Source organism: Synechococcus sp. A10-1-5-9, assembly GCF_047716785.1.
GTDB lineage: Bacteria > Cyanobacteriota > Cyanobacteriia > PCC-6307 > Cyanobiaceae > Synechococcus_C.
Genome location: NZ_CP180406.1, coordinates 2296541 through 2315129, shown reverse-complemented (window position 1 = coordinate 2315129; position 18589 = coordinate 2296541). Strand labels below are relative to the sequence as shown.

General features: G+C 60.7%; 24 protein-coding genes and 1 riboswitch. Of the genes, 13 read left to right on the top strand and 11 right to left on the bottom strand.

Annotated features, from left to right (window positions below):
- Positions 1-35 precede the first annotated feature (35 nt).
- Positions 36-111, top strand: a riboswitch (Glutamine riboswitch).
- A gap of 61 nt (positions 112-172) precedes the next feature.
- Positions 173-382 (top strand): DUF4278 domain-containing protein, encoded by a 210-nt coding sequence (locus tag ACLM45_RS12165; RefSeq protein WP_369776005.1) that lies wholly within the window; start codon positions 173-175, stop codon positions 380-382.
- A gap of 330 nt (positions 383-712) precedes the next feature.
- On the top strand, positions 713-1051 hold the full coding sequence (locus ACLM45_RS12160; protein WP_006043285.1) for a P-II family nitrogen regulator: 339 nt from the start codon (positions 713-715) through the stop codon (positions 1049-1051).
- Between the two features lie 8 nt (positions 1052-1059).
- Here the strand turns inward: ACLM45_RS12160 and ACLM45_RS12155 are convergent, their stop codons facing one another.
- Positions 1060-1932: a TlyA family RNA methyltransferase gene (locus tag ACLM45_RS12155; protein WP_415409531.1), complete on the bottom strand. Its 873-nt coding sequence runs from the start codon at positions 1930-1932 to the stop codon at positions 1060-1062.
- A 59-nt stretch (positions 1933-1991) separates the two neighbouring features.
- On the opposite strand from ACLM45_RS12155, the gene ACLM45_RS12150 reads away from it, so the two are divergent.
- Genes ACLM45_RS12150 through fumC form a run of 4 tightly spaced genes read left to right on the top strand, consistent with a single transcriptional unit; the run spans position 1992 to position 5067 of the window.
- Entirely contained in the window at positions 1992-2210 is a 219-nt protein-coding gene (locus ACLM45_RS12150; protein WP_006043283.1) for a hypothetical protein, read from the top strand.
- Between the two features lie 50 nt (positions 2211-2260).
- A complete protein-coding gene (gene purB / locus ACLM45_RS12145) occupies positions 2261-3556 on the top strand; it encodes an adenylosuccinate lyase (protein ID WP_415409529.1) in 1296 nt (431 codons plus the stop codon).
- 15 nt (positions 3557-3571) lie between these two features.
- On the top strand, positions 3572-3673 hold the full coding sequence (locus ACLM45_RS12140; RefSeq protein WP_006043281.1) for a hypothetical protein: 102 nt from the start codon (positions 3572-3574) through the stop codon (positions 3671-3673).
- Positions 3670-5067 (top strand): class II fumarate hydratase, encoded by a 1398-nt coding sequence (fumC, locus tag ACLM45_RS12135; protein WP_415409527.1) that lies wholly within the window; start codon positions 3670-3672, stop codon positions 5065-5067. The genes ACLM45_RS12140 and fumC overlap by 4 nt, the downstream gene beginning before the upstream one ends.
- An 18-nt stretch (positions 5068-5085) precedes the next feature.
- On the opposite strand, the gene ACLM45_RS12130 is transcribed toward fumC, so the two are convergent.
- Positions 5086-7860, bottom strand: a complete 2775-nt coding sequence (locus ACLM45_RS12130; protein ID WP_415409526.1) for a DEAD/DEAH box helicase — start codon at positions 7858-7860, stop codon at positions 5086-5088.
- Positions 7861-7869: 9 nt separating this feature from the next.
- On the bottom strand, positions 7870-8787 hold the full coding sequence (locus ACLM45_RS12125) for a bile acid:sodium symporter family protein (RefSeq protein ID WP_006043278.1): 918 nt from the start codon (positions 8785-8787) through the stop codon (positions 7870-7872).
- Between the two features lie 72 nt (positions 8788-8859).
- On the opposite strand from ACLM45_RS12125, the gene ACLM45_RS12120 reads away from it, so the two are divergent.
- From ACLM45_RS12120 to ACLM45_RS12100, 5 genes are read left to right on the top strand one after another with little or no spacing between them, the layout of a single operon-like run.
- Positions 8860-10008: an aminotransferase class I/II-fold pyridoxal phosphate-dependent enzyme gene (locus ACLM45_RS12120; RefSeq protein WP_415409524.1), complete on the top strand. Its 1149-nt coding sequence runs from the start codon at positions 8860-8862 to the stop codon at positions 10006-10008.
- On the top strand, positions 10005-10733 hold the full coding sequence (locus ACLM45_RS12115; protein WP_415409522.1) for an alpha/beta hydrolase: 729 nt from the start codon (positions 10005-10007) through the stop codon (positions 10731-10733). The genes ACLM45_RS12120 and ACLM45_RS12115 overlap by 4 nt, the downstream gene beginning before the upstream one ends.
- Positions 10730-11488 (top strand): methyltransferase domain-containing protein, encoded by a 759-nt coding sequence (locus tag ACLM45_RS12110; RefSeq protein WP_415409521.1) that lies wholly within the window; start codon positions 10730-10732, stop codon positions 11486-11488. The genes ACLM45_RS12115 and ACLM45_RS12110 overlap by 4 nt, the downstream gene beginning before the upstream one ends.
- Positions 11485-12156 (top strand): dethiobiotin synthase, encoded by a 672-nt coding sequence (bioD, locus tag ACLM45_RS12105; RefSeq protein ID WP_415409519.1) that lies wholly within the window; start codon positions 11485-11487, stop codon positions 12154-12156. Before ACLM45_RS12110 ends, bioD begins: the two co-directional genes overlap by 4 nt.
- Complete coding sequence (locus ACLM45_RS12100; RefSeq protein WP_006043273.1) at positions 12153-12308, top strand: hypothetical protein; 156 nt, start codon at positions 12153-12155, stop codon at positions 12306-12308. Before bioD ends, ACLM45_RS12100 begins: the two co-directional genes overlap by 4 nt.
- A 16-nt stretch (positions 12309-12324) precedes the next feature.
- Here the strand turns inward: ACLM45_RS12100 and ACLM45_RS12095 are convergent, their stop codons facing one another.
- Positions 12325-12642, bottom strand: coding sequence for a hypothetical protein (locus tag ACLM45_RS12095; protein ID WP_415409518.1), 318 nt, complete (start codon positions 12640-12642; stop codon positions 12325-12327).
- A 28-nt stretch (positions 12643-12670) separates the two neighbouring features.
- Between ACLM45_RS12095 and bioA the strand changes: the two genes are divergently transcribed.
- A complete protein-coding gene (gene bioA / locus ACLM45_RS12090; RefSeq protein WP_415409517.1) occupies positions 12671-13957 on the top strand; it encodes an adenosylmethionine--8-amino-7-oxononanoate transaminase in 1287 nt (428 codons plus the stop codon).
- On the opposite strand, the gene ACLM45_RS12085 is transcribed toward bioA, so the two are convergent.
- Positions 13941-14162: a DUF3143 domain-containing protein gene (locus tag ACLM45_RS12085; RefSeq protein ID WP_006043270.1), complete on the bottom strand. Its 222-nt coding sequence runs from the start codon at positions 14160-14162 to the stop codon at positions 13941-13943. The two genes, bioA and ACLM45_RS12085, sit on opposite strands and share 17 nt — an antisense overlap.
- The gene (locus tag ACLM45_RS12080; RefSeq protein ID WP_006043269.1) at positions 14149-14679 is read right to left on the bottom strand and encodes a J domain-containing protein; all 531 of its coding nucleotides are present in this window, start codon (positions 14677-14679) and stop codon (positions 14149-14151) included. The genes ACLM45_RS12085 and ACLM45_RS12080 overlap by 14 nt, the downstream gene beginning before the upstream one ends.
- 60 nt (positions 14680-14739) lie before the next feature.
- On the opposite strand from ACLM45_RS12080, the gene rsmG reads away from it, so the two are divergent.
- The gene (gene rsmG / locus ACLM45_RS12075) at positions 14740-15504 is read left to right on the top strand and encodes a 16S rRNA (guanine(527)-N(7))-methyltransferase RsmG (protein ID WP_415409515.1); all 765 of its coding nucleotides are present in this window, start codon (positions 14740-14742) and stop codon (positions 15502-15504) included.
- On the opposite strand, the gene ACLM45_RS12070 is transcribed toward rsmG, so the two are convergent.
- The 5 genes from ACLM45_RS12070 to ACLM45_RS12050 all read right to left on the bottom strand — a co-directional run bounded on the left by ACLM45_RS12070 (position 15480) and on the right by ACLM45_RS12050 (position 18576).
- A complete protein-coding gene (locus ACLM45_RS12070; protein ID WP_415411429.1) occupies positions 15480-16637 on the bottom strand; it encodes an aldo/keto reductase in 1158 nt (385 codons plus the stop codon). The two genes, rsmG and ACLM45_RS12070, sit on opposite strands and share 25 nt — an antisense overlap.
- Before the next feature lie 48 nt (positions 16638-16685).
- The gene (locus ACLM45_RS12065) at positions 16686-17108 is read right to left on the bottom strand and encodes a ferredoxin (protein ID WP_415409514.1); all 423 of its coding nucleotides are present in this window, start codon (positions 17106-17108) and stop codon (positions 16686-16688) included.
- Positions 17101-17493: a DUF1257 domain-containing protein gene (locus ACLM45_RS12060; RefSeq protein WP_415409512.1), complete on the bottom strand. Its 393-nt coding sequence runs from the start codon at positions 17491-17493 to the stop codon at positions 17101-17103. The genes ACLM45_RS12065 and ACLM45_RS12060 overlap by 8 nt, the downstream gene beginning before the upstream one ends.
- Positions 17493-17696, bottom strand: coding sequence for a DUF2997 domain-containing protein (locus ACLM45_RS12055; RefSeq protein ID WP_006043264.1), 204 nt, complete (start codon positions 17694-17696; stop codon positions 17493-17495). The genes ACLM45_RS12060 and ACLM45_RS12055 overlap by 1 nt, the downstream gene beginning before the upstream one ends.
- Before the next feature lie 70 nt (positions 17697-17766).
- The gene (locus ACLM45_RS12050; RefSeq protein ID WP_006043263.1) at positions 17767-18576 is read right to left on the bottom strand and encodes a HEAT repeat domain-containing protein; all 810 of its coding nucleotides are present in this window, start codon (positions 18574-18576) and stop codon (positions 17767-17769) included.
- Positions 18577-18589: the final 13 nt, after the last annotated feature.

Here is an 18589-nt window from a genome sequence, read left to right as displayed (position 1 = left end):
CATCGGTTTTGAGATAGAACTGCATCGAAGGACAAAACGTTGAGCTCAGGCAACGGTCATGCGTCGCCTTTCCAGCCGGAAGTAGCCACTCGCGCGGCGAAGCAACGCTCCTTCCCACGAAGCGGCCCGATCACTGATCGGGACAACCACCATCCCCTTCGAGGCCCATCTCATGACTATGACTACTCTTCAACGCACATACCGCGGCATCGCCTACGACCCAGCCCAGCACGAACAGCTGAGCGACAGCCGAGTGGAGCACACCTACCGCGGAAGCCACTACGAGGCTCCTCTGCACCACCAAGCCGCTGAGAGCGCCACGGTTGAACTGCACTACCGCGGCAGCGTCTACCAGCACAGACAGCACCAGGCCAAATCCTGATTCGGTATCAAAACGAACAACGATTGGACCATAGACCAGTCGTAATGGGTATAGACCGAGCCCTTTTTATGGATCTCCAATTGTTGGCAGATGGCCTCTCTTTTCGATTGACCCCTGCCAGCATTCACGGAATTCTCTGGCTCCAAACACACTTTGAGTCAAAGCACTGGGAGCTTCTGGCCAACGGACTTGTCACAGTGTCTCGAATGGATGCTGAAGCCCTCTGGCAGGACGCCACCGGAGCAGGATTAAATATCGACCCTCTTCCAGCCCTCTCACCCTCCCGGTGAGTCAGACCTGATTCACAATTGATTGCCCGAAGATCTCGTCATGAAAAAAGTCGAAGCCATTATTCGCCCATTCAAGCTTGAAGATGTGAAGCTCGCTTTGGTCAATGCGGGAATTGTCGGCATGACTGTGAGTGAAGTGCGCGGATTCGGTCGGCAGAAGGGGCAGGTCGAGCGCTATCGGGGTTCCGAGTTCACTGTTGAATTTCTTCAGAAGCTCAAGGTTGAAGTGGTCGTTGACGACGCAAGGGTGGACACGGTCGTGACCGCCATCGCTGAAGCCGCGAAAACTGGCGAGATCGGCGATGGAAAAATCTTCATCTCTTCCGTTGAAACAGTGGTTCGAATCCGGACCGGCGACCGTGACGGGGCTGCACTCTGAGGCAAGCGTTAACGGTTTAGCGTTGCTGTCACCTCTCCCTCTATCACATCACGGGTGACCGAGGGATCACCTGAGCCGCTCAGCCACAACAAATATTCGTGATTACCAGCAGGTCCGGTGATTGGTGATCCCACAAGCCCTCGTGCCCTCCAGTCCAGGGCATTGCCTGCGGCAATCACATGGGTAATGGCATCGCAATGCGCAGCTGGGTCGCGAACAACGCCACCTTTCCCCACGCGGTCCCGCCCTACCTCAAACTGCGGCTTCACCAGCAGCACAGCATCACACCCGCACCACCGATCACCTTGGTCATCTACCTGCAGCAGGCCGGAAAGAGCCGGAAGCACAAGATGTAGAGAGATGAACGAGACATCGGCCACGGCGAGTGTGGGCCTGGGATCATCCTCAGCGAAGAGCTGTTCCGGAATCAGACGTCGCAAATTGGTGCGTTCCTGCAACACCACACGTTGATCGGTGCGAAGGCTCCAGGCGGTTTGTCCATACCCAACATCGATGCCGTAGACACGGCGAGCTCCATGCTGAAGAAGGCAATCGGTGAAGCCACCGGTCGAAATTCCTCCGTCCACACACACACGTCCCTGCACCTCAAAGGGGAAAGCCAGCAGCGCGGCAAGAAGTTTCTCCCCTCCCCGTGAAACAAATCGAGGCGGCTGTTCCACGCGAACAACCATGTCTTCAGCCACTTCAAAACCGGGTTTTTCCAAGCGCTGACCATGGCGATCGCGCACCTTCCCCGCACGAATCAACTGTTGCGCCTGCTGACGGGATGCCGCCAGGCCCAGCGTCAGCAAATGCAGATCTAGCCGTTGTTTTCGGGGCACAGCTTCATAAAAGCAGAGTTCAAATCCGAACAAAGTCATGGGGTTCAGCGATGAACCGATTGATGTCCGAGAGGATCGTCGCGAGCCGCCCCACGGACATGTCCGCCAAGCAGCCCCCCCACCGCCGCTGCCACAACAACAGCAACGTTCTGGAGCTCCTACATCCTGGAACCTTCGTCACGATCGACAATCATCCCAATGATCTCCCCCCTTTCCAGGTGATCGAGTGCAGCGGAGGTTTTTGCTTGGTCCGGCAGCAATCTTGGGGCCAGCATGTGCAGTGGGAGGTTGAGCACCGTCGCCTACGTTCGGCTTAAAACTCCGACGTCGCCGTATGGTCATGGATTGACCGTTCGTCTGCGAGCCCTTGATCGAGCGCTACACCCTGCCCGAGATGGGCGCGATCTGGACCGACCGTGCCAAATATCAGAGTTGGCTCGATGTGGAGGTCGCGGCCTGTGAAGCCAACTGCTCACTAGGGCGCGTCCCGGAGCCTGCAATGGAGGAGATCCGCAACAAAGCGGCCTTCGAACCGGAACGGATCCTCGAGATCGAAGCCGAGGTGCGTCACGACGTGATCGCGTTCCTCACCAATGTGAATGAGCATGTCGGGGATGCCGGGCGGTATATCCACGTGGGCATGACCAGCAGTGACGTACTGGATACCGGCTTAGCCCTTCAGCTCAAAGCTTCGGTGGCGCTGTTGAGACAGGAACTGATGGCCCTGGATCAGGCCATCGCCGTGCTGGCGAAAGCGCACAAGAGCACGGTGATGATCGGCCGCTCCCACGCGATTCATGGTGAACCCATCACCTTCGGCTTCAAGCTCGCAGGCTGGTTAGCAGAAACCCGTCGCAATGCTGAGCGACTCGAACGCCTCGAACAGGATGTGGCTGTGGGCCAGGTGAGTGGCGCCATGGGCACCTACGCGAACACCGACCCGGAGGTGGAACGACTCACCTGTGAACGTCTTGGCCTGAACCCCGACACGGCCAGCACGCAGGTGATCTCACGCGATCGTCATGCGGACTACATCCAGACCCTCGCTCTGGTGGGAGCAAGCCTCGACCGGTTTGCGACCGAAATCCGCAATCTCCAGCGCACCGATGTGCTCGAAGTGGAGGAAAGCTTCGCCAAGGGGCAGAAAGGCAGTTCAGCCATGCCTCACAAACGCAATCCGATCCGCAGTGAGCGCATCAGCGGCCTGGCAAGGGTACTGCGCAGTTATGTCGTCGCTGCACTTGAGAATGTTGCTCTTTGGCATGAACGGGACATCAGCCACAGCTCCACCGAACGGATGATGCTTCCGGACTGTTCGGTCACGCTGCATTTCATGCTCAGGGAGATGACGGCTGTGGTGGCCGGTCTTGGCGTTTACCCAGACAACATGCGCCGCAACATGAATGTTTATGGGGGTGTGGTGTTCAGCCAGCGAGTCCTGCTCAGCCTTGTCGATGCCGGAATGAGCCGGGAAGACGCCTACCGAGTGGTGCAGCGGAACGCACACAGCGCCTGGAATACCGAGGGGGGCAATTTCCGCGCCAACCTCGGCGGAGATCCTGAGGTCACCGCAAAACTCAGCCCCCAACAACTGGAGAACTGCTTCAGCACAGAGCTGCATCAAGCCAACCTGGGGGTGATCTGGGACCGGCTGAAGCTCTGATGAGATGACGGCATCATGTTCTGGACCCCTTACGCAGACTGGATCTATGTGGTGGTGAGCGTCAGCGGGATGCTGCTGATCATTGCCCTTGTGCTGAGGCCCGACTCGAACTCATGACCAATCCGACGCGCATCGAACACGACAGCATGGGGAGCGTGCATGTTCCTGAGCAGGCGTTATGGGGTGCTCAGACCCAGCGCTCCTTAAAGAATTTCGCCATCGCCGAGGATCGGATCCCCACCCCACTGATTCATGCGCTCGCTCGCATCAAGCAGGCAGCGGCGATAGTGAATGCGCGACATGGTCTGATCAGCAACGACCAATGCGACTTGATTGTTGAAGCCGCGGCCGCAATCGCCGAAGGGCGCCACGACGCTCAATTCCCTCTGAGGGTCTGGCAAACCGGCAGCGGCACGCAGACCAACATGAACCTCAACGAGGTGATCAGCAATCTGGCATCGCTGCGTGCTGGGGAGGCTCTCGGCAGCCATCGGCCCATCCATCCGAATGATCACGTCAACCGTTCTCAGTCCACGAACGATGCCTTCCCGGCCGCCATCCATGTGGCAGCAGCTGAAGGGATCAGCCGCCGCCTTCACCCGGAACTGCAACAGCTGAAAGAGGCCTTTGCCACCAAAGCGAACGACTGGGCATCCATCGTGAAGATCGGCCGCACCCACCTTCAGGATGCAGTGCCGCTCACACTCGGCCAGGAAGCATCCGCCTGGAGAGATCAGATCGAAACCGCAGCGCGACGCATCGACACCAGCCTGGAGGAAATCCTGCCTCTGCCCCTGGGAGGCACAGCGGTGGGAACCGGGCTCAACGCCCCCGAAGGCTTTTCCATCGAGGCGGCAGCGGAGCTCAAGCGGCTCACAGGCCTCCCCTTCAGCACAGCCCCCAACAAGTTCGCCGTGATGGCCAGCCACGATGGACTCGTCAACACCATGGGACAACTCAGGCTTTTGGCCGTCAGCCTGCTCAAGATTGCCAATGACATCCGCCTGCTGGCATGCGGTCCAAGAGCCGGGCTCGCCGAACTGCATCTTCCGGAGAACGAACCTGGGAGTTCGATCATGCCGGGCAAGGTCAATCCCACCCAGTGCGAAGCGATGGCGATGGTCTGCACCCAGGTGATCGGCCTTGACGTGGCGGTAGCGATGGCCGGCGCGGGTGGTCATCTGCAGATGAATGTGTACAAACCGCTTATCGGCTTCAACCTGCTGCAGTCCATCACCCTGCTCACTGATGCCTGTCACTGTTTTCGGGTGGCCATGGTTCAAGGGATTGAACCCAACCGCACCCGCATCCAGAGAGATGTGGAACAGTCTCTAATGCTCGTCACCCCGCTCACCCAGGTGATTGGATACGACAAAGCCAGCGCGATTGCCAAGTACGCGCACGAACAGGGGATGGACCTCAGGAGTGCAGCACTCGACCTGGGTTACGTCAGTGCTGAAGAATTCGATCGCGTCGTCGACCCAGCCTCCATGGCCTCTCCAAAGGGCTAAGAGTGTTTCGCGGGGAGATCAGGCAGCCCTCTCGGTAGCTGGATTCAACGACTCCGATTCCGCCGCCGCAGCCTTGAGCAAATCATCCGCTTCCGCCACAGGGAAACGATTGATCGCTTTCAGAGCCTGACGGGCATGGCTGCGCAGCTGCTCGCTGATCGCCTCGCAATAGGGCACCTGCGCCAGCAGATCAATGGTGCGTCGCATGATCCGCACCACATCACCTTCATCCAGCGAGGTACTGGCGATCAGATCATTCCAGGCCACACCGCGGGCCCAGGCCTCCACCAGTCCCATGAGTTCAGGCTCCCACCATGCGGGGACAACAACCTGGTGACGTTCCTGAACCCGCAGCAGTTCCCGGCGGATTCCCGAGAGGTCATGAAGCGCCTCTTCCGCCCGCGGCGGCGGTGGAAAGCCACTCCAGAGGTCAGGGCGGTTGACTTCGGTGCTGATGGCTTCAAACACCGCTGCAAGCTCCGCCGGAGGCAGATCATCAAGATGGCCACTCATCAGCGCGAGACCGAGCCAAAGCTCGTTGTCGCCTCGTAGAGCCGCCACGGTTCTGCCGATTTCGGTGGGCACAAGGTCGTCGAGAGCACCGAAGTGCTGAAGGATCTCCATCAGGGCGAGGAATGTCTCCCAGTGCCGATTGGCACGGTGATGGAGCAGTTGCTGCCGCTCGGTGATCTCCAGTTCCAGCTCTTCCATGCGACGCCGATGCTTCTTGAGCTGCTTGCGATCCCCCCAACGATGGGCTGGATGGGTTTCCAGCTCAGCTTCAAGCTCTTGAACGGACTGCATCTGAGTCAGAACCTCCCCGGCGAGGTCGTACTGGGGCGTGGTCATGTCATGGCGTTGGGCCATGTGCCCCACAGCAAGAGCGAGGCCACCGCTGTGCTGATCTCCATGGCGAAGCTCTCCAGCACGCCCCAGATCAGGGGTCCGCAGCCCCTCCACCTGCAGACAGCTCAGTTCGGCATGCAGGCTGACCACTGCCTGACAGGGGAGCAGAAGCCAGACGTTGTCGTTGGTGAGGCAAAGAAGAAGCGGAAACTGACCGGGGCCCTCGCACTTCTCGACGATCACCGCCGGGGTGACTCCACCGCGCAACTGCGGAGACTTAAGACTGACCAGCGTGCCAACACTGGCAAATTGAAGCGCCAGCGTGAGCTCATGGGCGAGGGTCTCCTCGGCCTGCTGTTGAAGGATGCGCAACAGGCGCCTTTCCTCACGGAGACGGCCGCGCAATTTTTCATAGTCTTCAAAATCTTCCCAGGGCACATCACCGGCCGTTCCCTGCAACTGTCCGAGCTGAAGACGCAGCTGCTGAAGAATCTCCTCCTCCTCAACTAGATCGAGGCTGGCCAGATAGCGGCCGAAACTTCGTTCGACCAGCTCCCGTGCCTTGGCCAAATCGTGGCGCTGCAACAGGTTGAGCACCATGCCGTAGCTGGGTGTGAACTGACTGACGAGAGGATCAGCCGGGCTTGTGGCCAGCTGTCCCGCCTCTCGCACCCCTTCAAAACGACTCTGCACCGTCACCACATAGCCCTTGGAATCAAGGCCCCGCCGACCGGCACGACCGGCCATCTGCAGGAATTCGCTAGCCATCAGCGGCCGGTGGCCCCGCTCGGTGCGCTTAGAGAGTGCGGCAATCACGGTGCTGCGCGCAGGCATGTTGATCCCGGCCGCCAGGGTTTCCGTGGCGAACACGACCTTCACCAACCCCTGCTGGAACAATTCTTCAACCAGCTCTTTCCACGCTGGCAACACCCCAGCGTGGTGAGCCGCGATGCCCCGCAGGAGCGCATCAGCATGCAAGCCATCGCGCACGGCTTCGGGATTGGCCGCTGCGTAGGCCTTGAAACGTTCACGGATGCGTGCCTGCTCAGACTCGTTGACCAGACACTGCACCCCGAGATCGCGCACGGCCTTGTCACACCCCCGGCGACTGAAAATGAAATAGATCGCCGGCAACATCTCCCGTTCAGCCATCTGAGCCACGACGAAACTGATTGGAGGCGGCTCTGGCTGGGGAGGGCGTTGTGAACGTCCCTTGCGCTTGTTTCCCTTTGGAGCACGCCACACCTTGCAGTTGGGATGCAGGCCGGTGCCTTGGTCATTCAGCAACGGATGCAGTCCCTTGGCACTGCAGAAACTGAACTGGAGGGGAACGGGTCTGAAATCGCTGTGCACCAGATGCGTGGGTCCATGGACCCGTTCAATCCAGTCGGTGAGCTGACCGGCATTGGCAACGGTGGCGGAAAGCGCCACCAGCTGCACCGGCAGTGGGCAGTGAATGATTGACTCCTCCCAGACCGTGCCGCGCTGGGAATCGTTCATGTAGTGGCATTCGTCGAGCACCACCGCCTCCACATCCGCCAACGGGTCGTCGGACTCATCAGCCTCCGCATAAAGCATGTTGCGGAAGATCTCCGTGGTCATCACCACGATCGAAGCCTCACGGTTCACGCTGAGGTCACCGGTCATCAAACCGACGTTGTCGGCTCCAAACTGCTCACGGAAGTCGCGCAGCTTCTGATTGGAAAGGGCCTTGAGAGGCGTGGTGTAAAAAACCTTCTGGCCATGGGCAATGGCTCGGTAGATGGCGTATTCACCCACGAGGGTCTTGCCGGATCCCGTTGGGGCGCTCACCACAACGGAATGCCCCTGATTGAGGGCATCAATCGCCTCCAGCTGGAAGTCATCCAGCGGGAAGGGGAAGAGTTGCGCCGGATCAGGGGATCCCACACTGGCGGGCTGTGAAGCCTGGGGAGCCTGATCCATCATGGAGTGATCTTAGGGACGCTTTCGCCACAGGGCCGCCAGGAGACTGCCCAGTAGGGAGTGCATCACGGCTGAGATCGCACCTGGAAGGGCGGTAAGCGGACTCGCGAAGCCACCGGATCGAGCCAGCACAACCGCCAGTCCGGAGTTCTGCATTCCGACTTCAATGCTGATGGTGCGGCGCACTGCCCTGGGTTCACCCAGAAGTGCCGGCAGCAAGAAGCCGAGCAGGAAACCACCACCGTGAAGAAGAGCCGTGGCCAGCACAAGCAGACCTCCCTGACGCAGAAGCACCTCGCGCTGACTGCCCACGATTCCGGCGACAATCAAGGCGATCGCCACAACCGCCAGCGGCGGCATCACAGGCTGCACTCTGGCTGCCAGTCGGGGCAACCCCTGCTTGATCGCCACGCCGACCGTGACCGGAACCAACACCACCTGCAGGACATTCACCAGCAGAGTCCAGCCATCCACTGGGACGTAGCGCCCCGCCAGTGCACTGGTCAGCAGGGGCGTCACCACAACGGCAAGAAGGGTGCTCAGGGATGTCATCACCACCGACAGCGCCACATCGGCCCGGGCGATCAAAGCCACCACATTGCTGGCTGTCCCTCCTGGGCAGCACCCCACCAGAATCAACCCAACCGCCAGAGGCGGCTCCAGCTTCAGGGCCCAAGCCAGCGATGCAGCAAGAGCAGGCATCACCAGAAACTGAGCTCCCACACCGATCAGGGCAGCTCGCGGCGGAATCATGGCCCGGCGGAAATCAGCCGGAGAAAGCCCCAGCCCCATGCCCAGCATGATCAGCGCGAGAGACCAGACGATCACCGGGCCTGCCACCCAGGTGAACAAGTCGGGCTGCAGCAGTGAGAGCAACGCTGCCAGCAGGGTCCATAAAGGGAAGAAAAGAGTGAAGCGCTCCAACCCCATAACCGCTTCCGATGGAAACGGCAGCAAATTCACCCTCACTCTGCAGGGCGACCGGGGCTCAAAGTAGAGACCATGACTGTCCCACCCACCCGCCGTCGACGACTGCGCACCTGGGAGCCATCCCTGGATGGCCAAGGCCTGCACCCCGTGGTCGACAGCGTGGCGGGCCCAGCCCTGGTGGATCTGGCCAGCAATGACTACCTCGGGCTCAGCCACCACCCAAAGCTGATCGCCGCGGCCGAGGCCGAATTGCAGCGCAGTGGTGTCGGTGCCGGTGGCTCCAGGCTTGTCACAGGAAGCAGGCCCGTGCATGACCGTCTTGAGTCAGCCCTGACCAGTTGGCTGCAACGCGACAGGGTGTTTCTGTTCCCGAGCGGATTTCAAGCGAACCTCGCCGCGGTCCTGACCCTGGCCAACCGTCACACCACGGTGCTGGCGGATCGCTTGATCCACCATTCGCTGCTGGTGGGAGTGCAGGCCAGCGGAGCCCAGCTGAAGCGCTTCGCCCACAACGATCTCCACGCTCTGCACCAGCAACTTCAGGCATGTCGCAGCCAGCGCCAGGACGCACGCCTGGTGGTGATCAGCGAAAGCCTGTTCAGCATGGAGGGCACCAGCCCGGACGTACCGGCCCTGGCCGCACTCTGTCGGAACTATGGCGCCAGCCTGCTTCTAGATGAAGCCCATGCTCTCGGGGTCCTTGGATTTGAAGGGCGAGGGCTTGGCCTGGGCCTGGAGGGCATCACCATGATCAGTGGCACCTTCGGCAAGGCCTTTGGAAGCGGTGGAGCCTTCATCGCCTGCGGCCGAGAGCAGGCCGACGCTCTGCTGCAGACCAGCGGAGCATTCCGCTACACCACAGCCCTGGCGCCACCCCTGGCAGCTGCTGCTCTGGCTGCATTGGACCTTCTGAAAGGCCACCCCTGTTGGGGATCGGACCTCGTGAAAAAGAGCAATCGTTGGAGACATCGCCTGGAAGCCCAGGGCTGGTCCCGTCCCGCCGGGATTGGACCGATCCTGCCGCTGCTGGTGGGGGGTGATCAGCCAACGCTGGAGTACCAGCAACGGCTGGAGGCAGCAGGGGTTCTCACCGTTGCCATCCGCCCGCCAACCGTTCCGGAGGGAACGGCCCGTCTGCGACTGGTGCTGCATCACCGCCAGTCTGATGAGGCCCTGGACGCGTTGGTGAACGCCCTTGGGCACGGCGACCTCCGGTCATGAAACAGGTCATTGCGATGCATGGATGGAGCTCTGATGGCACCGTCTGGGCTCCGTGGCAGCGATCCTTCCAGCGCCATGGATGGCACTGGATCAATGGAGAACGTGGTTATGGCGGCCGTAGCCCTGTCGCTCCCGCCTGGAGTGAATCACCCGATGACGCAACGCCGCAGCGACGGGCGGTCATCGCCCACTCCCTTGGATCGCATCTGCTGGACGCCGCCGTGCTGGCCCAGGCCACAGACGCCGTGCTGCTGGCCAGCTTCGGACGCTTCGTTCCCGAAGGACGGCAGGGACGTGCGTTGAGGGCTGGGCTTGAAGGCATGAGACGCGCGATTGGGAGTCCCGAAGAAGCCGCCATGCTGCAAACGTTTCTGCAGCGCGCTGCCGCGCCCACGGATGTCACCGCTCTGCCACCCAGCCCTGGCATGCAGGGCCTTACAGCTGCAGGACGGGAACGACTGCGAGCCGATCTCGACCATCTGACCACCACCGCAGGGCTCCCACCAGGTCTGCCGAGGACCGCCCGCGTGCTGATCGTGGAAGCAGCATCTGACGCCATCGTGGTTCCGGAAGCGAGCAAGTGCCTGCTCAGCGAACTCAACAATCTTCTTGAGGAGGCACCCGAGCACTGGTGCCTCCCCAACATGGGACACGCACTGCTGATGCCGGACCTGCTCATTCACGTCAGAGAGTGGCTGGATCAGGACATCGGGCCACCCGGATGAAACCGACCACCTGGCAAGACCGCGTTCTGCGGGGATTCGATCGCGCGGCCGAACGGTATGACCGATCGGCAGGACTGCAACGCTCGGTGGCCTGGCGACTGGCCCAACTCACTCGGCGGGAAGGGATCCCCGAGGGTCTCTGGGTTGATCTAGGGACCGGGACCGGTCATCTTGCAACAGCGCTGGAGCAACTGCATCCAGGCCACAAGGTGCAGCGTCTTGATGGCAGTCAGGCGATGCTGCGCGGTCATCCTGACGAAGCCGAGGTTTTGCACTGGGATCTCACGACGGGGCTGCCGGATTGGAGCGAGGCTCCAACCCTTCTCGCCTCGAGCTTCTGCTTGCATTGGCTTCCTGAACCGCAGCGTTGTCTGCAGCAGTGGATCCGGCGGTTGTCCCCTGATGGGCTCCTGGCGGTTGCCCTTCCGGTGGAGGGATGCTTCCCCCAGTGGCATGAAAGCGCCAGGCGCTGCAGGGTGCGCTGCACTGCTCTGCCCTTCCCTTCCACTGACGCGTTACTGAGAACGATCCCAGCGCAACAGCTCCGCATGACGCACCGGGTGTCCTACACAGTATCGTCATCGAGCCTGCCATTACTGCTCAAGCCTCTGCGCCGGATTGGGGCTGGCACCAGCCCTCAATCACCCCTTCCACTGCGTGACTGGCGTCGTCTTCAGCACGAGTGGAGCGACCGCCAGAATGACGGCCAGCTAAGACTCACCTGGGTGATCCAATTGCTGCTGATTCGCGGATGAATCCAGGTTCTGATCCTCTCCGACTCGTGGTCTGCGGCACCGACACTGACGTCGGGAAGACCGTCGTGAGTGCGTTGCTGGTTCAGGGACTGGAGGCCACGTACTGGAAGCCGGTGCAGAGCGGACTGGAGGGAGGCGGCGATCGCCAGAGAGTGGTTGATCTGCTGGAACTGCCCGAGCACCGCTGGATCCCAGAGGCTTACGCCTTCAAGGCTCCGGTCTCGCCCCATTGGGCGGCGGAGCTTGAGAACACGGTTCTCGAACCGGCAATGCTCCAGTTGCCGCCCAGCGGGTCCAACCCTCTGGTGGTGGAGACGGCCGGAGGTCTGCATGTGCCGCTTACCCGCACCTGGAGTCAGATCGACCAGCTGCAGCACTGGAATCTCCCGGTGGTTCTGGTCTGCCGCAGCGGCCTGGGCACGCTCAATCACACCCTGCTGAGTTTGGAAGCCTTGGCAAGCCGAGGGATTCCCGTGCTCGGACTGATCCTCAACGGTCCACTGCATGCTGATAACCCTCGAACTCTGGAAGATCTGGGGAAAGTTCCAGTGCTGGCAGAGCTACCTCCCCTCCACCCACTCAGCGCAGAGACACTCAAATCTGCATGGCAGAAGCAGGGACTGGGCCTTAAGTTCAGGGCGACGATGAATCGCCCGGATCGCCGATGACCAGCCGCCAGACCTGGGCCACTGTGGCCGTTGCCCTGCTTTGTGGTGGCATCCTTGTGCTGTTCACGGATGTTGAGGTTCAGCTGGTGCGCTGGTTCAACTGCGGACCAATCGCCACCCAGGGGGAACGGGATAGCGAGGTCTGCCGCTGAACACTCCCTCTGCGGTTCAACCCATGGGCCTGGAGCGAATGGGACAGCTGCCAAGCATGAGGGCAACGTTACGAACGGCCATGGTCAAGGGCCAACCCTGGCGGAGCTGTTCGTGAATCTGTTCCACCTGAGAAGGGGACCATCCACGCATCTCAAGCCGTGCCTTCATCGAGGGCCATCCCCCTTCAAAAAAGATGCTGCGACAGCCCTCGCTGCCTTCCTGGCATCGGGGCTGGGAGTTCGGGGGATCCACAAACCGCCTCGACTTGGGCTGTCCATAACGGCGGCTTCCTTCAATGAAGGCCATTGATGCACCATCCGGACGCCAACTCATGATGACAACAGGCAGTCGCGCGTGCCCAGTGTCTCGGAACCACCACCCCAACCTCTGGCCACCCTTCACATCCATCACCACCACTCCGCCACTCGAGCAGGTGGTGCGAGGAGAAGGGGCCTTGCTGCACCGTGCAGAAGGTGAACCCCTCATCGATGCGATCAGCAGCTGGTGGGTGACCCTGCATGGCCATGCACACCCAGTGGTGGCGGCAGCCATCGCCGAGCAGGCTGCCACGCTCGAGCAAGTGATCTTCGCGGAATTCACCCATCCCCAGGCCGAACGGCTCGCACAGCGACTCGCTCAGCACACCGGCCTCGATCGCGTGTTTTTCTCGGATAACGGATCCACTGCGGTGGAAGTGGCTCTGAAAACGGCAGTGCAGTGGTGGCACAACCGCGGAGAGCCTCGCCAACAGCTGATCGCTTTTGACGGGGCGTATCACGGTGACACCTTCGGCGCGATGGCTGTTGGAGCCCGCAGTCTGTTCAGCGAACCCTTCGATCAACTCCTCTTCCCCGTCGCGCGGGTGCCCTGGCCGCACACGCACTGGGACGACGACGCGGTGGACCGACGCGAACAGAACGCCTTGACGGCTCTGGAGCAAGCGCTGACCACACCCACAGCCGCCGTGATCCTTGAACCGCTGGTCCAGGGAGCCGGAGGAATGCGCATGGTCCGTCCTGGCTTTCTTCAAGCCGTGGAACAACTGGTTCGCCAGGCAGGGAGTTTGTTGATCGCCGATGAGGTGCTGGCGGGCTTTGGACGATGCGGCACCCTGCTTGCATCCCAGCGGGCAGGCATCCACCCCGATCTGGTCGCGCTCTCCAAGGGACTCACCGCCGGATTCCTACCCATGGGGATCACAATGGCCACAGAGGCGATCTTTGAGGAATTCCTGGGGAGCGATCCCACCCGAACGCTTTGGCATGGTCACAGCTTTACAGCCAATCCTTTGGGCTGTGCAGCCGCCAATGCCAGTCTGGACCTGCTTGAAGCCGAGCCAGAAAAATATCAGCAGTTTCAGGACAGGCACCAGCCCCGTCTGGAACACCTGGCCCGCCACCCGAAGGTTCAAAGACCAAGGCTGTGCGGAACGATTGCAGCCTTCGACCTTGTGACCGATGGCAGCCAGGGGTACCTCAATCCCGCTGGAAAAATCTTGCGCGGCCTGGTGCGGGAGCACGGGGTGCTGATCCGTCCTCTTGGGGATGTGGTGTATCTACTGCCCCCGCTGTGCATCAGCGATGCTCAGCTGGATCAGTGCTACGAGGGCATCGAGAGCGGACTTGACGTCCTCAGGGCCCAAGCCTGAGGGCTGCTTCCACATCCGCCCGTGACAGTCCGTAAGGAAACGAGCAGGACCTCGCTGGCTGGGAAGACGTCCAGGTCACACCCAGGTCCTCCTGAGCAAGCCTTAAGCGGGCGCTCCATCCAGGCTGCTCCCAGATCCAGTCACAGGGATCGTCCTCACTGCGTCCAGCCCCCAAAACCCGCAGCCATTCTTCAAGAGCCCGCAACGAATGCTGGTTCAGCGGAGTCTCTGACGGAGGGAGTGGTGCCATCAAAACCACCAGGATCGACATCGGTGATCCGAGTCTGCTCTGCCACCAACCAACTCGGCTGGACCTGGAGCGCAAGCCCTCGATTCCAGGCCACACCAACACCCAGCAGAAGACAGATCAACATCGCTCCCGTGAGCAGGAGCAGTGACGTCCATTCCCCTCCGGACAGTGGACGGCGCTGACCAATTGCGTGGGGCACCGGCAAAGGTGGCTCTATGGCAGCAACAGGGCTGGCATTCCGCTCCTCCAATGCCGCGTCATAAAGACGTCGCAAACGTGGATCGGCCAATTGCTCATACGCTTCCCGGAGCAGACGGAATTGCCTGGCAGCATCTTGTGCCGGCAAACGGGTTGTGTCGGGATGCACTGCTTTGCTGCGCCGGCGGAAGGCCTGGCGCAGCATTTCGGAATCTGCGCCTTTGGGTACGCCAAGGCGCTCGTAATGGCTGAGGTCCTGAACCGAGGATGGCATGCGTTGAGCTGAGTCCCCAGTCATGAAGACACTCTAGAAAGGAGAGAGGGGGAGGCCGCTATGCCTGAGTCAACGCCGTTCGCTGCCCAGGGGCCGGAGCTCTGGTCCAGGCTCGACTGGACGCCTGACTCGGTGCAACTCGAGCAACTCATCACTCTCCAGCAGTTACTGCGTGACTGGAACAGTCGGGTGAACCTCACCAGGCTCATCGAGGGGGAAGACTTCTGGATCGCCCAGGTGCTGGACAGTCTTTGGCCTCTGAAAGCCGAACTGGACACCGCTAACAAGCCTCGTCGTTGCATCGACGTCGGCACTGGCGGCGGATTCCCTGGCCTTGCGGTCGCCATTGCTCTACCAGGAGCGGAAGTGACCTTGGTGGATTCTGTTGGCCGCAAAACTGCAGCGGTGGCGGCCATGGCCCGTTCACTCGGAATGGCAGAACGGGTCAGCGTCCGCACGGAACGGGTGGAACGGACAGGGCAGGACCCCACCTGCAGAGGCCGATTTGATCTGGCGATGGCCCGGGCCGTGGCCTCGGCTCCTGTGGTGGCCGAATACCTGGTTCCACTCCTGCATGCCGACGGGCAAGCCTTGCTTTATCGAGGGCGTTGGCAGGCGGAGGACCAGAGGGATTTGGATCCTGCTCTCGCCATGTTGAAAGCAAAAACAGTGGCGATAGAACGGTGTGAGCTGCCGTCGGCACGCGGCGCCCGCACCGTGATCCGACTGATGCCTGAGAAGCCCACTCCGAACCAGTTTCCGCGTGCCGTTGGCATTCCCGGCAAGCAGCCTCTCGGCACTCAGGCTGACGACAACCGCTCTTGACGTTCGCCACCCACCCGTTCACGCAGATTGCGCAGACGCTCTGGGATTGAGGACCTCCAAGGACTATCCAGCAAGGCAGAGTCAAGCTCCTCCTCACTCACATCACGATCAAGCGCGTCAGCATTGGCGCCAGGAAACCAATGTCCCGCCCTGCCCAAAAGGCCATAACGAGCTCGGGCGTAACTCTCCAGACCCCAGGATTCAACAAGATTATGGAGCCAGAGGAGAACGGGCAAGTTGATCTCCCCGGGCGTGTCTTGCCAACCAGGAAGACCCTGCCGCCAACTGCTCAACCAGTCGGGTCCAAGGGCCTCCTCCTCGGCTTGATGAAGGCGGGCCTCAATGGGGCTCACCAGAGCCAGGGCGTCCTCCAGGCAACTGACAGCCTCTAGATGGAGGTCCAGATCCTGAGGGCATGCCGCACCCACACTGAGGGTGTGAACACGCTGATCTCGCAGACAGAACAAATCATTGAAAACGATGGGGTGGAGAGGGGCGGTCAGTTCGACCAACCTTTTCGCAGGCGTGTGCAGGTGCCCACCCTTGTCTGTGGGACTGATGATGAACACGCCCATGTCGTGTCGATGCGCAGCGGCAATTGCCGGCTCGTTGTCCTGCCGGATGAAATACCAGTGCAGGTTCACGTAATCGAAGGCGTCTGTCTCAATCGCTTCAACAATTACATCGGTGTCCCCATGGGTGGAAAAGCCGACATGACCGATGCGCCCTGATTGCTGCCAACGCCGCGCCACCTCCAAGCAACCTCCTGGCCTGATCGTCTGGGCGAGGTGGTCCCGTCGGTTGATGCCATGGATGGCGAGCAGGTCCACGCGCTGCACACCCAACCGCTGCATGCTGAGCTCCAACTCAGCTTCAAACAGGGCAGGGTCCTGTTGGGGAGGAACTTTGGTTTGCAGAATGCGGCTTGGATCAGGACAATCAGGCATGGCCCAGCCCAGCTGCCGCTCTGAGCTTCCGTAATGCCTTGCCGTTTCGATGTGATGAAAGCCAAGGTCGACGGCACGTTCGAGGGTGCGCTGCAGCAACTGCTGAGACCGCACCGTGATCGCCTGGGCCTCGAGGTCACTCCAGCTCTGCTGAAAGCGCATTCCTCCTAGGGAAAGAACCGGCATCGAGAGCTCGGTGCGTCCAAAACGTCGGGTCGGAAGACCAGTCAAGCGTTAGTCCGTTTGAGTGCCGCGGGGAATCTGGCGCCGCGGCCTTGCCGGTGAAGGCAATCCGAGGGGGAGCAGCTCCTGAGCATCAAGCTGTCGTCTCAGGGCAGGTAATTCGTCGAACTGGACCCAGTGGATACAGTCCACAGGACAGGTTTCGATCGCTTCTTGAATTCGCTCACTGCTGTCACCATCCTGGCGAATCGCCCGTGAACGTCCGAGGTTGGGTTCGATCGCAAAAGTATTGGTGGCGACGTGGGCGCAGTAACGACAACCGATACACACCGCTTCATCAACCCAAACAGCTCGTTCACGCAGATCGCCGCCAAGAACGGGTTCGAAACCCGAAACATCGGGACCTTCCAGAGAGGACGCTGAATAAGCCGCTGCAGCCGGATTTTTCACTCCGAGAAAACCTTCATCAGGCATCCCAACGGGTCACCACCAATTCAATCGAGCCGTCCTGACCAGTGGTCTGTTGAGCCAGGTCAAACCCCTCCTGACGACTGGCTTCAAGAACGGCGCGCAGTGCGTAGCGTTGGGTGAGCTGGGACAAAAAACGCTCCACAGGGATCGGTTGGCGCCATAGATCGAGATCGGTCACAAATTCGTAGGCACGGCTTGTTGAATTCCAGCGGAACCCGAAATCAGCACCACCCTCGATGGCAACTGACAACTCCGCGTCCACGGTCTGGCCGCGGTAACCACGCACGGTCTGCGTACCTGCATCAGGTGTATAGCCAAGGTCTTCGAGTGCGCCACGGAGAGGCTCGAGCTGGCGGAGTTCAGTCTTGACGGTGCTGAAGTGAGACATCAGGAGGGCTCGACGAACTGGGTCTGGTGGAGGTCTTGGGCGGTGGTAAAGGCCTCGGATGTGGACTGGCGCCGTTCAACGGTTCCAAGGGCCGCTTCGAGGCGATCCGTGAGCTGCAGACAGCCGTCACCGGCGATTCCTTCAACCGTTTCCTCGACGCGACCGTCGGGACGGATTTTGAATCGCACTGTGCGCTGAGGCATGCACCACCACAAAGTTGGACAGATGCTAGAGGCGAGAGACCTCAGCTGGAGAGCCCTGTAACCGATCCGTTCAGAGCAGCAGTCCCTCATCAAGAAGGGTCTTCAACCGGTCCACAAGCTCAGGATCATCAAGCTGCTCAAGAGCAGTGCGGGCTTCATCGCGCACGGTCGCCTCACGATCCTTGAGCAGTGCACTGACAAACGCCTCCACCACCTGATCCTGGCGAGATTTCACCAGATGTTCATGCAAGCGGGCCAGGGCCCAGATGCAGTTGCTGCGCACAACGGGCTCACTGTCGATCTGGAGGCTGACAAGCAACTGCCCCGCCGCCAAATCGGCCTTCGCTTCAGAGGTAGCGCCAGCCTCGGCAAGGGATACAGAGGCCCAAAGACGAACCGATGCCACATCGGTTTGCAAAGCGCGAATCAAGGGATTGAGGACAGGAGCATCCGAGTAGTTACCGAGACTCCAAGCTGTGGCCTTTCGGACGTACGCATTGCTGTCCAGTTGAAGAAGCCCAAGCAGGGGCTGAACAGCCTGGGTTGAAGGATTGCGCCCAAGGGCATACACCGCACTCATCCGCACCACGGGGCAGGAATTTTCAAGAAGCGGCAGCAGCAGGGGAACAGCACGGGGATCCCGGTGCTCACAGAACACACGCAAACCCTGCAGGGACTGGTCATGCCCCTGATTCAGCCATGCCAGTCCCTCATCACAGGCTCTGGCCGCCTGAAGCGCATCATGCTCCGGGTCATCCGGAGCGATCTCATCGAGGGGATCCCCCTGAAGCTCAGCGGCCAGCTCACTGGCCAGCACATCAGGATCAATGGCCAGATCAGCCATCGCATCATTCCTCTTGGAGTTGAATGCGTCACCCATTTGCTGATCGTAA